Source organism: Sphingomonas panacisoli (genome assembly GCF_007859635.1).
Classification (GTDB): domain Bacteria; phylum Pseudomonadota; class Alphaproteobacteria; order Sphingomonadales; family Sphingomonadaceae; genus Sphingomonas; species Sphingomonas panacisoli.
Map to the genome: position 1 here is coordinate 716212 of NZ_CP042306.1, position 13188 is coordinate 729399.

At 66.4% G+C, this 13188-nt stretch carries 13 protein-coding genes; 4 read left to right on the plus strand and 9 right to left on the minus strand.

Annotated elements, in window-relative coordinates; all coding sequences use genetic code 11:
* Positions 1–3 precede the first annotated feature (3 nt).
* The 8 genes from FPZ24_RS03630 to hflK form a co-directional block, all read right to left on the minus strand.
* On the minus strand, positions 4–1947 hold the full coding sequence (locus FPZ24_RS03630) for an OPT family oligopeptide transporter (protein WP_146569762.1): 1944 nt from the start codon (positions 1945–1947) through the stop codon (positions 4–6).
* 20 nt (positions 1948–1967) lie between these two features.
* Positions 1968–2609: a GNAT family N-acetyltransferase gene (locus FPZ24_RS03635; protein WP_146569763.1), complete on the minus strand. Its 642-nt coding sequence runs from the start codon at positions 2607–2609 to the stop codon at positions 1968–1970.
* Entirely contained in the window at positions 2609–2992 is a 384-nt protein-coding gene (locus FPZ24_RS03640; RefSeq protein WP_146569764.1) for an endonuclease domain-containing protein, read from the minus strand. Before FPZ24_RS03640 ends, FPZ24_RS03635 begins: the two co-directional genes overlap by 1 nt.
* A gap of 73 nt (positions 2993–3065) precedes the next feature.
* A complete protein-coding gene (locus FPZ24_RS03645; protein WP_146569765.1) occupies positions 3066–4271 on the minus strand; it encodes a M20 metallopeptidase family protein in 1206 nt (401 codons plus the stop codon).
* A gap of 9 nt (positions 4272–4280) precedes the next feature.
* Positions 4281–5894 (minus strand): helicase HerA-like domain-containing protein, encoded by a 1614-nt coding sequence (locus FPZ24_RS03650; protein ID WP_146569766.1) that lies wholly within the window; start codon positions 5892–5894, stop codon positions 4281–4283.
* A gap of 79 nt (positions 5895–5973) precedes the next feature.
* Complete coding sequence (locus FPZ24_RS03655) at positions 5974–7500, minus strand: Do family serine endopeptidase (protein WP_146569767.1); 1527 nt, start codon at positions 7498–7500, stop codon at positions 5974–5976.
* A gap of 131 nt (positions 7501–7631) precedes the next feature.
* Positions 7632–8507: a protease modulator HflC gene (gene hflC / locus FPZ24_RS03660; protein WP_146569768.1), complete on the minus strand. Its 876-nt coding sequence runs from the start codon at positions 8505–8507 to the stop codon at positions 7632–7634.
* A complete protein-coding gene (gene hflK, locus FPZ24_RS03665) occupies positions 8507–9625 on the minus strand; it encodes a protease modulator HflK (protein ID WP_146569769.1) in 1119 nt (372 codons plus the stop codon). The genes hflC and hflK overlap by 1 nt, the downstream gene beginning before the upstream one ends.
* Positions 9626–9889: 264 nt before the next feature.
* Between hflK and FPZ24_RS03670 the strand changes: the two genes are divergently transcribed.
* From FPZ24_RS03670 to FPZ24_RS03685, 4 genes are all read left to right on the plus strand, one after another.
* Positions 9890–10657, plus strand: coding sequence for an Mrp/NBP35 family ATP-binding protein (locus FPZ24_RS03670; RefSeq protein ID WP_240047679.1), 768 nt, complete (start codon positions 9890–9892; stop codon positions 10655–10657).
* A complete protein-coding gene (locus FPZ24_RS03675; RefSeq protein WP_146569771.1) occupies positions 10657–11088 on the plus strand; it encodes a CoA-binding protein in 432 nt (143 codons plus the stop codon). The genes FPZ24_RS03670 and FPZ24_RS03675 overlap by 1 nt, the downstream gene beginning before the upstream one ends.
* A 26-nt stretch (positions 11089–11114) precedes the next feature.
* The gene (locus tag FPZ24_RS03680) at positions 11115–11561 is read left to right on the plus strand and encodes a hypothetical protein (RefSeq protein WP_240047592.1); all 447 of its coding nucleotides are present in this window, start codon (positions 11115–11117) and stop codon (positions 11559–11561) included.
* Between the two features lie 66 nt (positions 11562–11627).
* Positions 11628–11879, plus strand: a complete 252-nt coding sequence (locus FPZ24_RS03685) for a hypothetical protein (RefSeq protein WP_146569772.1) — start codon at positions 11628–11630, stop codon at positions 11877–11879.
* On the opposite strand, the gene FPZ24_RS03690 is transcribed toward FPZ24_RS03685, so the two are convergent.
* Positions 11876–13168 (minus strand): homoserine dehydrogenase, encoded by a 1293-nt coding sequence (locus FPZ24_RS03690; RefSeq protein WP_146569773.1) that lies wholly within the window; start codon positions 13166–13168, stop codon positions 11876–11878. The two genes, FPZ24_RS03685 and FPZ24_RS03690, sit on opposite strands and share 4 nt — an antisense overlap.
* Positions 13169–13188 lie beyond the last annotated feature (20 nt).

Genomic DNA, 13188 nt, shown 5'->3' on the forward strand with positions numbered 1-13188 from the left:
GCACTAGCGAGCGAGGCGCTTCGTCCGCCAATAGAGCCAGCCGATCGCGGCGAAGAACGTCATCAGCCCCACCAATTGCGCGAGTTCGGAATAGCTTGGGCCGGTCAGCCCTGCCGGTATCTCGCCGCCGCGCGCCGCGACGAAGCCGGCGAAGCCGACGCCCCACAAGCTTTCACCCACGATCAAGCCGGTCGCGGCCAGCGTTCCCATGCGTTCGGCGAAGTCCGGGTTCGCGCTGCGCTTTGCCCATTTGTCGTAATAATGGCCGATCAGCGCGCCGACCGGGATGAACAGGGTCAGCGACATCGGCAGGTAAATGCCCATCCCGACCCCGAGTGGCGGCAACCGCATCTTCCCCATTTTCCCAAGCGTTTCGTCGAGCGCGATGATCACCGCGCCGATCACCGCACCGAGCCCGATCAGCGACCAGTCGATCCCCGAGCCCAGAATACCTTGCGCCAGCGCCGCGATCAGCGACGCCTGCGGCGCCTGCAGCGCGTTCGGTCCCGCGCCGGGCATGCCGACGAAACCGAAAGTATTCTTCAGCATGTCGAGCACGACCGGGATCACCAGCGACCCGAACAGCACGCCCAGCACGAGCGCGACCTGTTGCTTCCACGGCGTCGCGCCGACGAGCTGGCCGGTCTTGAGATCCTGAAGATTGTCGTTGGAGATCGTCGCGACCGAAAACACGATCGCGGTGGAAAACAGCGCGTAAGCGATCAGCGCGCTGGTCCGTTGAGAATCCGTCTGGTGGCCGAAAAACGCCAGCAGCAACAACGACGCGCCAACCGCGGCGAGGATGCCGACCCCGGACACCGGGCTGTTCGACGCGCCGATCAGCCCCGCCATGTACCCACACACCGAGGCGATCACGACGCCGATCAGCGCGATATAGATCACCGTGCCGCCGATCACCGGCACCGCGTGTTCGGCGATCGGGCCGCCGGCCGAGAAGATCCAGAGCAGGATCGCGATCGCGGGCATCATCAGCAGCACCATGCCGCCGACGATCCCGATCGGCAGGTCGCGTTCGGTCAGATCGAGCACCTGGCCCTCACCGCGCGCCTTCGCCGCCGCCATCGCCGAGCGGATGCCGCCGATGATCGGGCCGAGGATCTTCAGGAGCGTCCAGATCGCCGCGACGCCGATCGTCCCTGCGCCGATGAAGCGCACTTTGTTGCGGAAAATGTCGGCGACCACGTCGTCGGTTACGCCGGGCACGTGCGCGGTCAGCCACGGCATCAGTCCGCCCCACGCGATGATCATGCCCAGGAACATCGCCGCGCCGACCGACAGCCCGACCAGGTGTCCGACGCCGATCAACGCCATCGAGAAGCTGGTCGATACGCCGGTCGCGCTTGATCCGATGCGGAAATTGCGCGTCGCATCGGCCGCCACGAGTTTGAGCGTCGCCAGCAACTGATACGCCGCCGAGATCAGCGATCCGATGACGATGATCCGCAGTCCCTTGGCGTTTTCCTCGCCGCCCTCGGTGCTGGTGCCGACCTTGAGCACTTCTGCGGCGGCGACGCCTTCGGGATAGGGCAGGTCGGATCCGGTCACGAGCGCGCGGCGCAACGGGACCGAGAACATCACCCCCAATATGCCGCCGATCGCGCACACCGCGACCGTGGTCCAATAGGGGAAGCCCTGCCACCAGCCGACCAAGATCAGCCCGGGCAGCACGAAGATGATCGCCGACAGCGTGCCGGCGGCCGAGGCGATCGTCTGGACGATGTTGTTCTCGACGATGTTCGATCGCGGCAGGAAACGCAGGATCGCCATCGAGATCACCGCCGCCGGGATCGACGTCGCGAAGGTCAGCCCGACCTTGAGCCCGAGATACACGTTCGCCGCGGTGAACAGGACGGTGATGAGCCCGCCCAGGATGATGCCGCGGACGGTGAGTTCGGCGAGGGGACGTGCAGATGCGGAAGTAGCCATGCCGGCATCGTGGCACAGTTTTACGGGGCGAGCGAGGCCGTGGTGTAGTCGCTGTGCAGCGACCATCCGATGCTTTCGTATAGCGCGCGACCGGGGGGCGTTGCGCACAGCATTGCGTCGCGGATGCCGAGCGTGTCCGCTTCGGCGGCGAGGGTGCGCATGATCGCGGTGCCAAGACCTTTGCGTTGATGCGCGTCGGCGGTGCGGATGCGGTCGAACACGACGAGGTCGTCCATCGCGATGATCCGTCCGCGCGCGGCTTCTTCGCCGCCGGGATCGGCGATGGTGACAAATGTGACGGCGCTATCGCGGGTCATGTAGGCGACGAACCCGTCCGGCAGCACCGGCAGCCGATCGAGCATCGCGGCGACCGGGGCCGTCATCATGTAGCCGGGTGTCGCGATGTCCCAATTCGGCGGGAGCAGCAGGCGGACGACGTCGGCCGGCGCGCAGACCTTGAGATAGAGCAGGGGCCGGTCGATCGTCGCGGCAAGGGTGCGGATCGGATCGCGGTCCAAGCTCGCGAAGATGTAGCGGCCGATCTGTTCGGGCCGGCCGACATGAATGTAGAGCCCACCGTCGCGCGGCACCGGCCGCGTCGCGTCACGGGAGATCGCCCAGGCCTCGGCCCAGCGGGTGATGAGCGCGGGGTCGGCTTCCATTAGCTCCCCTCCCTGGAAGGGAGGGGCTGGGGGTGGGTGGGCCCGAGAATGTCAGAGAGCTTCGCCAGGATCGCTTCAGTCACTCCATCTGGATTGGCCGCAACGTCGGAGTTCCAAAACCGAACTACAGTCCAGCCTAGATTCTCGAGAAAATCGGTTCGGGTTTCGTCATAGTCGGAACCGATATGCTGGCTGCCGTCGAACTCAACCGCCAATTTTGCGCTTCGGCAAGCTAGATCGACGATATAACGACCAATACAGAGTTGGCGGGTGAAGCGCGGATGATGCGCGTGGATGCGACGCCAGATCGCGATTTCGGCGGGAGTGGGGTTGTTGCGCAAATCTCTTGCGCGTTCTGTCATTTTCGGCGGAACGCGCGGCATAGCTTGAGACTGGCGTTTCGCTTCGTGGAGAGCAACCCACCCCCAACCCCTCCCTTCCAGGGAGGGGAGACGGTTAGTCGAACCCATTCTCCAAAAACCGCTCGGCATAGGCGCAGTGCATCGCGATGCCCTTAGCCATGACCGATTCCTCGATCGTCATCTTGGTGTTGTGGAGCGGCGGGTTGGTCGACGGGTCGCTGCCGTCGGGGGCGACGCCGATGAACGCCATCGCGCCGGGAACCTCGCGCAGCACGTAGCTGAAATCCTCGCCGCCCATGATCGGGGCGGGCATCGGCAGCCATTGGCCTTCTTCCAGGCTGTCGGAGACGCGCTCGATCAGATCGACCGCGCGCGGATCGCACATCGTCACCGGATAGCCGTCGTCGATCCGTACCTGAGCGGTCAGGCCGTGCGCCTGCGCGACATGCTCGACGATCCGCGTCAGCCCGGCCCTTGCCTTCTCGCGGGTCGCCGGGCTCAGCGTGCGGAGCGTGCCGATCATCTGTACCTCGCCCGGCACGATGTTGTAGGCGGATCCGGCCTCGATCTTGGTGATCGACAGCACGGCGGGGTCGGTCGCGGGGATCTGGCGCGCGATGAACACCGACAGCGCCGTGATGATCTCGGCCGCAACCGGGATCGGGTCGAGACAGCTGTGCGGCATTGCCGCGTGGCCGCCCGCGCCGGTCACGGTGATGTTGAGCGCGTCGGTCGACGCGAGCAGCGGACCCTTGCGCGTCAGGATCGCTCCGGCGCGGCTGTTGGGATCGATGTGAAGCGCGAACGCGCTGTCCGGGCGCTCGATGTCGAGCAAGCCGTCCTCGATCATGAAGCGCGCGCCGTGATGGCCTTCCTCGCCGGGCTGGAACATGAAGACGACGGTGCCGGGAAGCTTGTCTTTGCGGGCAGACAGCGCACGCGCGGCGCCGACCAGCATCGAGCAATGCGAGTCGTGGCCGCAGGCGTGCATCGCGTTGGGAACCTGACTGGCGAAATCGAGGCCGGTTTCCTCGGGCATCGGCAGCGCGTCCATGTCGCCACGCAGCAGGACGACGCGGCCATTGTCGCCGCCGCCGCGCAGGATCGCGACGAAGCCGGTGGTCGAGGTCGATTCGTGGATTTCGAGCGGCAAGCCTTCGAGCGCCGCGCGGAGCTTGGCGGTGGTGCGCGGGCATTGGTTGCCGATTTCCGGATCGGCATGGATCGCGCGTCGGAGCGCGACGATCTCGGCGAGTTCGGCCTCGCCGGCGGCGGTCCAGTCTGTGGTGAATTCGGTCATCTGACCCTCCTAGCGTCCCTTGAACAACCCGCCGAGCACGCCGCGGACCAGTCCGCCGAGCACGCCGCCGGCGATGCCGCCCGATTTGCCGAACACCGCCTTGGTGGCTTCGCGCGCGATCACCGTGCCGGCCGAGCGGGTGGCCGACGACGCGGCGCCTCGCATCGCCCGGTTCCAGGGGTTGTTGGCTTCGGCGCGCGCGGCCGCCGCGGCGGTCTGGGCATCGATCTTGGCTTGCGTCGCGGCCGCCTTGGCGTCGGCGGCGGCTTGCTTGTCGGCGGCGGTTTTCGCGGCGGCTTCGGCGGCGGCAGCGGCGGCTTCGTCGCCCTTGGCCTTCAGGATTTCCTCGGCGGATTCGCGATCGATCAGCGTGTCGTACTTTGCGCCGATCGCGTCGGTCTGGATCCAAGTCGCGCGCTCCTGCGGCGTCACCGGACCGACGCGCGACGAAGGCGGCTTGATCAGCGTGCGCTGCACCGGCGACGGCGCGCCGTCGGGCTGGAGCAGCGACACCAGCGCCTCGCCGACCTTCAGTTCGGTGATCACCGTCGCAACATCGACGCCCGGATTGGCCCGGAACGTAGTCGCCGCGGCCCGCACCGCCGCCTGATCGCGCGGCGTGAACGCGTTGAGCTTGTGCTGGACGCGGTTGTTGAGCTGGCCCGCGACGGTGTCGGGGATATCGATCGGGTTCTGCGTGATGAAGTAGATGCCGACACCCTTCGACCGGATGAGGCGAACGACCTGTTCGATCTTGTCCTCCAGCGCCTTCGGGATGTCGTCGAACAGCAGATGCGCTTCGTCGAAGAAGAAGCAGAGCTTCGGCTTGTCGGGGTCGCCGACCTCCGGAAGATGCTCGAACAACTCGCTCAGCAACCACAGCAGGAAGGTCGAATAGAGCCGCGGGCTTTGCATGAGCTTGTCGGCGGCCAGGATGTTGACGATGCCCCGACCCTTGTCGTCGAGCCCCATGAAATCTTCGAGCACCAGGGCCGGCTCGCCGAAGAAATGGTCACCGCCCTGGCTGCGCAACTGGAGCAGCGAGCGCTGGATCGTGCCGACCGACGCCTTGGTGACGTTGCCGTAGGTCGTGGTCAGTTCGTCGGCGCGCTCGGCGCAACTGGCCAGCATCGCCTGCAGATCGTCGAGGTCGAGCAGCAGCAGCCCGTCCTTGTCGGCGACGGTGAAGGCGATCGTCAGCACGCCTTCCTGCACCTCGTTGAGGTCCATCAGACGTGCGAGGAGCAGGGGCCCCATTTCGCTGACGGTGGTGCGGATCGGGTGGCCCTGTTCGCCGAACAAATCCCAGAACTGCACGGGATTGTCGCTATAGGACCAGTCGGTCATGCCGATGTCCTTCGCCCGTGCGGCGAAGATATCGGCATTCTTGGCGGTCGGCGATCCGGCCATCGCGAAACCCGACAGATCGCCCTTCACGTCGGACACGAAGCACGGCACGCCGGCTTGGCTCAGCCCGTCGATGATGCCCTGAATCGTCACCGTCTTGCCGGTGCCGGTCGCACCCGCGATCAGCCCATGGCGGTTGGCGCGCTTGAGTTCGAGCGCTTGCGGATCGGTTCCGCCCGAGCCTGCGCCGATGAAGATGGTGGTCGTGTCGGCCATGCAAAAACTCCCTCGCGCCGGGTCCGGAACGAGGGAGTTTTAGGATGGGCGGCAAGGCCCGGCAATGGGCCTTGTCGGGTCAGCTCTTCAGCTTGACCGCGATGTAGATGCTGCCCTGACGCACGCGGGTGATGTAGAGCAGCACGGTGTTGCGACCGGCCGCCTTGGCCGCGTTGATCTGCGCCGCGAGCTGCGCGGGCGTGTTGATCGCCACGCGGTTGACCGACGAGATGATGTCGCCCGGCTGGATCTTGGTTGCGGCGTCGCTCGACGTATCGACCTTAGTGACGACCACGCCGCTCACGCTGCCCGGCGGGATCCCGAGATTATTGGCGATGCCGGGGGTCAGGCCGGTGACTTGCAGACCGAGCAGATCGGTCGATGCGCGCAGTTCGGGCGCGCCAGGGGTGCCGTTGCCGCTGCCGTCGGGCGCGCCGCCGGGAACGAGATTGGCCAGTTCCTCTTCGGTCGGTCGCGTGCCGATGATCGCGTTGATCGTCAGTGGCTTGCCGTCGCGAACGACGCTGAGTCGTGCGGTCGAACCCGGCGCTAGGTTGGCGACGAGATACGACAGCGTCTCGTCGGGGTTCACTTCCTTGCCGTTGACCGCGAGGATCACGTCGCCCTGCTTGATCCCGGCTTTGTCGGCGGCCTGGCCCGGCTCGACGCGCCCGATCAACTCGCCCTTGTCCTTGGGCAGGCCGAGCGAGGCGGCGATATCCTCGTCGATCGGCTGGCGGCCGACGCCGAGATAGCCGCGCTGGATCTTCCCGCCCTTCATCATCGTATCGATGATCGGCTTGGCCGATTCGGCGGGGATGGCGAAGCCGATGCCGACCGAACCCTCGGACGGCGAATAGATCTGGGAATTGATGCCGATGACGTTGCCGTTCAGGTCGAACATCGGGCCGCCCGAATTGCCCTTGTTGATCGCGGCGTCGGTCTGGATGAAGCGGTCATACGCGCCGCCCTGGCCGGTCACGCGGTGCAGCGCCGAGATGATGCCCGCGGTGACGGTTCCGCCGAGCCCGAACGGGTTGCCGATCGCGATCACCCAGTCGCCGACGCGTGCCGCCTGCGAATCACCGAACTTCACGTAGGGTAGGTTGGTCGCATCGACCTTCAGCAGCGCGAGGTCGGAACTGGTATCGCTACCGACCAGCCGTGCGACATATTCCTTGCGGTTGGCGAGCGTGATCGTGATCGATTCGACCTTCGCGCCGCGCGCCGCGGCGTTCACGACGTGCGCGTTGGTGACGATGTAGCCGTCAGGCGAGATGATGAAGCCCGATCCGAGGCTCTGGCCCTCACGCGTGACCGGCTGGCCGTCGCCGCCGCCATTGGGGTCGCCGCCGAACAGCTGCATCAACGGATTGTCGGCGGTCGAGACCTGCACTTTCTGCTTGGTCGAGACATTGACCACCGCGGGCTGCAGTTTGGCGACCATCTCGGCGAAGCTCATCGGCGCGCCGGGCTTGGGCGCCGCGGAGGCGATCGTGCCGGGTTCGTTCTGCGCGCTTTGAGCGTAGGCAGGGTGTTGCAGCACCAGCGAGGAGGCCGCGCCCCCCAACAGCAGGGCGGTGGTAATGGCGTAAGCGTAGCGCAACTTGGTCTTCCTCTTCGTCTCGACGAAACCCCGGTCTGGCCGGCTTCATGGGATGTCTAGGCTGAACGGCGATTGAATATGAACGAATTGCAAGGATCGCGATTGGTCATATTTACCAGCCGATCGGCCGATTATTTACCCCCGCCTTCGAATTGCTTCAGATACGCATTGTCCGGCGTCAGGATCAGATTGGTGTCGCCCTTGGGCTGATCCTTGGTGCCGGGGGCGAACGTCTGCCGGTACGACTGCATCGCGCGATAGAAATCGTAGAATACCGGATCCTTGTTGAACGCCAGCGCATAGATCTGCGCGGCCTGCGCCTGGGCGTCGGCGCGGATGATCGCGGCGTCCTTCTGGCCTTGCGAGCGGATAACCTGCGCTTGCTGGAACCGCGCGTTGCGCATCCGGGCGATCGCCGAATCCAGCGGCGTGCCGGCGGGCAAGTCGGCATGTTTGATGCGGACGTCGATGATCTCGACGCCATAGGGCGCCGCGACCTGCTGCAGGCGCGACTGGATGCTGTCCATGACCTTGCGGCGCTCGGGGCTGAGCAGATCGGCAAACGTGTTGCTGCTCAATTCATTGCGCACGGCGGAGCCGAACAATTGCTGCAGCGCGGATGTCACGCGTTCTTCGGCGCCTGACGACAGGCCGACTGCCTGCAAAGCGCGCATCGGATCGACGATGCGGAAGCGGGCATAGGCATCGACGTCCAGCGGCCGCTGGTCGGTCGACAGCACCGAGAGGTTGTTGAGATCGACGTCGAGCACGCGCTTGTCGAGCCAGACGATGCGATCGATGAACGGCACGCGCGCAATTACGCCGGCGCCGGTCTCCCCCAGTTTTTCGCCGCTATGATAGGCATTCACCTTCACGAGCGGCTTTTCGAGCCGGACGATGACGGCCTGCCGTGTTTCGGGCACGATCGCGACCGTGCTGGCCAACAGGATCACCAGCAACAGCGCGACGATGCCGAGCGTGATCGGGTTACGAAGCCAATTGGACATCACTGGCCTCCTTGCGGCGCGCTGGGCAGGGCCTTGCCGGGCGGGATCGACATATAGGGCGTGACGCCACGCCCTTCGATGACCGTCTTGTTCGTCTGTCCCAGCACCTGTTCCATCGTTTCGTAATACATGCGGCGACGCGTTACCTCGGGCGCCAGTTTGTACTGGGCATAGACGCGGTCGAACGAGCCGGCCTCACCCTCCGCCGCCTGCAACAGCTGCTGCGCCCAGGCGCGCGCGGCGTTGACGCTGTTGGCGGCTTCCTGCTGCGCGACCGACACGTCCTTGAACGCATCCATCGCTTGCGACGGTGCCGACGCATTGTTGAGCGAAACGCCGACGATCACGATGCCGGCCTGATACTCGTCGAGCACCTTCTGCATCGAAATCTTGACCTGGGTTTCGATGTCGGCCTTGCCGTTGCCGATAACCTTGTCGAGCGACGTGGTCGCGACCGCGGCGCGGACCGCGCTTTCGGCGGCTGCCTTGACGGTATCGTCGGGGCCCTTGAGCTCGAAAACGTACTGCTGGGGATCGGCGATGCGCCAGCGCACGGTGTAGCCGAGATCGACCAGATACTGGTCTTCGGTCAGCACTAGATTGGCGCCCTCGTTCTCCGGGAACTGGAACGACCGGATCTGGTCGATATTCACCACCTGCACCGACGAGATCGGCGCGGGGAGGGTGGTCTGCCAACCGGGCTGCAGCGTGCCGGAATATTTGCCGAAATAGGTGACGACGCCGCGTTCCTGCGGGCCGATCACGTGAAAACTGGTCAGCGCGATCCAGGCGAGCAGCACCAATCCGGCGCCGCCGAGCCACAGGTTGCGCGAACTTGGGCCGCTCGGCAGCCGGAACCCACCGCCGCCGATCCCACCGCCTCCGCCGCCCCGCGCGCGCTTCAGCAGTTCGTCGAGCGACGTTGCGCGACCGGCGCGGCTCTTGCCGCCCGGCGGTTGCGCCCACGGATTACGCGGGCCGGCGCCGTTGTCGTCGGGGGCGTTGTCCTCGGACTTGTCGTCGCCGGAATCGTCATTGCCGCCGCTTCCGCCCCAGGGGCTTTTCGGCTTGGCCATGAATGCGGGAAGTTGGCGCCACCAGGCACGTGCGGTCGTCATGCATCCTCTTATAGGTGCGTTGCAGCGGAAAAACAGTGGCAAGCGGACGCGGCGTCTCTATCTGGCGCAGCGATGGATGATGACACGATCGAAAAGCGGCTGGCCGCACTGGCCGGCGGGCGCGCGACGGTGCGGATCGAGGATGGGCGCGCGAGCGTGATACTCGACGTGACGGGGCTTGATGTTTCCGAGCGCGATGCCTTGGCGGAAGAGGTTCGTGCCGCTGCACTGGCCGAGCCCGGCGTGACCGAGGTGCGGGTCGCGATGACCAGCGAACGCGTCGGCCGGCGATTAATCGCGGTGGCGAGCGGGAAGGGCGGCGTCGGCAAATCGACTGTGGCCGCCAATCTGGCGGTCGCGCTGGCGAAGGGCGGGCGGAAGGTCGGGTTGGTCGATGCCGACATCTATGGCCCCTCACAGCCCACCTTGATGGGCGTCGAGGGATCGAAGCCTGAAGCGCGCGAGAAGACGATGATCCCCGTCGCGACGTCGTTCGGGGTGCCGATCCTGTCGATGGGCCAATTGGTCGCGCCGGGCCAGGCGATCGCGTGGCGCGGGCCGATGGCGGCGAGCGCGCTCGGGCAGCTCGTCGAAGGAGCCTGGGGGCCAGCCGACACGCTCGTCGTCGATATGCCGCCGGGCACCGGCGATGTGCAGCTGACGATGATCCAGAAGTATAAGCCGGCGGGTGCGGTGATCGTCTCGACGCCGCAGGACCTCGCTCTGATCGATGCGCGCCGGGCGATCGACCTGTTCGTGAAGGCCGGCGTGCCGGTGATCGGGATCGTCGAGAATATGGCCGGCTATGCCTGTCCGCATTGCGGCGAAGTGTCGGACCCGTTCGGGCAGGGTGGCGCGGAGGCGGCGGCAAAGGAACTGGGCGTCCCCTTCCTGGGCCGCGTACCGTTGGCGATGGCGATCCGTGCGGCGTCGGACGCCGGGACCCCACCGGCCGCGGGGAACGCGCCGGAGGCGGCGGCGTTCACGGATATTGCCGGGAAGGTAGAGGCCTGGCTGAAGGAGCCACGCTGATGCCGCTCACGTCCGACGCTGATATTCGCGACTTGCTGACCGACGCGCGCACGATCGCCATGGTCGGCGCATCGGACCGGCCCGACCGGCCGAGCTATGGCGTGATGGCGATGCTCCAGCGGCACGGCTACCGCGTCATCCCGATCAATCCGCAAATCACCGGCGAACATATCCACGGCGAATTCGTGTTCCGCGAACTCGCCCAGATCGGCGTGCCGATCGACATCGTCGACATCTTTCGTCGGCCCCAGGCGGCGGGCGAGGCGGTCGATGAGGCGATCGCCGTCGGTGCGAAAGCGGTGTGGATGCAATTGGGCGTGATCAATCACGATGCCGCGGCGCGTGCCGAGGCGGCAGGGCTCAAGGTCGTGATGGACCGCTGTCCCGCGATCGACATTCCACGGCTTGGGATTCCCAAGATAGCAGCCTGAAATTCGCCGCAATCGGGGATCACCCCATGGCCATGATCGCGTTGCTTCTGATCCTGCAAAGTGCGGCGACAGCGACCGCGCCCCCGCAGCCCGAGCGCTGGTCGATCCTGACGCCGGCGCCGGGCCAGTCGTGCGTGAAGGAACGCCAGCCGGGCGACAAGGACGACATCGTCATTTGCGGCACGCCCGATCCCCAGGCTTCGCTGCGGCTGTCCGATCCGGACTCGGTGCCGTCCAGCGGGCCGATGAAGTCGAATCCCTACCTGACCGGCAGCGGCGCGTTGGCGAACATGGCGACACCGTGTCCGATCAGCCGCAACTGCGTGGTCGGCTTCGGTCCGCCGATCGTCCCGATGATCAAGGGTGCGGTCGACGTCGCCAAGCGGGCGTTCCGCAAAAGACCCGACAAGACCGGACGCGTGGCGATCCCGCTCGACGACAGCGACGCGCCGACGGGGCGGATCGAGCCCTAGGACAGCGCAACCGAAGCCGCATTGGCGCGTTGCACGAAGACGGGGGACAAACAGGGGTGTTTGTCGATGTTGCTTTCGATTGCTGTCATGCTCGCGGCGGGTGCCGCGTTGCCCAATTACACCATGCCACCGGCGCGGCGGGCCGTGCCGTCCAAATGCGCGGACGCTTGCGCCAAGCGTTATCGCCTGTCCTCTTCGGACGAAGAGGCCGATACCTCAAAATATCGCGCGCTCGACGAAGACGGCACTGACTGCAACGTGACGCGGTCGAAAATCTGCCGATCGCAGCCGCGCACCTGGATACGTGCCGACTATTAGAGGATATGCATCCATAGCGGTTCGCCGGCGAGGCTGGGTGAGCCGCGGAGCTTGTCTAGTGCGTGCGCGACCGAGCGTTCGGGGCCTTCGTGCGTGACGATCGCGACGAGCACGCTGCCATCGGCCTCCGCACCGCGCTGCATCAGGCTCTCGATCGAGACCCCCGCGTCACGCATCGCGGCGGCGATTTCGGCGAGGACGCCGACCTTGTCTGCGACCATGAAGCGCAGATAGGCGCGGCCGCGACGGTCGCCACTATCCGCTGCGTTTGGCGCGGAGAGGCTGGCGGCGGGCATCGCGTACGGCGGACCGAACTCCCCGCGCGCGATGTCGATCAGGTCGGCGACAACCGCGCTGGCGGTCGGCCCGTCGCCTGCGCCGGCGCCCTGGAACAGCAAGCGGCCGACGAAATTCCCTTCGGCCACCACGGCATTGAGCGCGCCGGAGACGTGCGCGAGCGGATGATCGACGGGCACGAGGTGCGCGTGGACGCGCTGGAACAGGCCGTGCGGTCCGGCTTCGGCGACGCCGACCAACCGAACCTTGAACCCGAGTGCTGCGGCCTCGGCGATATCGGCGGCTAGGACGTGGCGGATGCCGCCGGTCGCGACGTCGCCAAACGCAGGGCCGGTGCCGAACGACAGGCTGGCGAGGATCGACAATTTGTGCGCGGCATCGACGCCGTCGATATCGAAGCTGGCGTCGGCCTCGGCAAAGCCCAACGCCTGCGCTTCCGCCAGCACATCGGCGAAGTCGCGGCCTTCCGCCTCCATCTTGGTCAGGATGAAATTGCAGGTGCCGTTGAGGATGCCGTAGACCCGGTCGATGCGGTTGGCCGCCGCGCCGTCGCGCAGGCCCTTGATCACCGGCACCCCGCCCGCGACCGCCGCCTCGAACTTGAGCGCTGCGCCCGCCGTCTCGGCGGCTTGCGCCAGCTCCAACCCGTGATGCGCCATCATCGCCTTGTTGGCGGTGACCAGGCTCTTGCCGCCGGCCAGCGTCGCGCGCGCCAAGGCGAGGGCCGGGCCGTCCGATCCGCCGACCAGTTCGACCACGACGTCCGCGTCGCTGCGGTCGGCCAGGCGTGCGGTGTCGTCTTCCCAGGCAAAGCGCGCGATATCGACGCCGCGGTCCTTGGCGCGGTCGCGGGCGGAGACGGCGACGATCTCGATCCCGCGGCCCGCGCGGCGTTCGATCAAGTCGCGATTGGCGTCGAGCAGCTTGACGACGCCCGCGCCGACGGTGCCGAGGCCGGCCAGGGCGACGCGAAGGGGTTGAGTAGCGGTCATCGTCACGCGCTTAGGGGAGC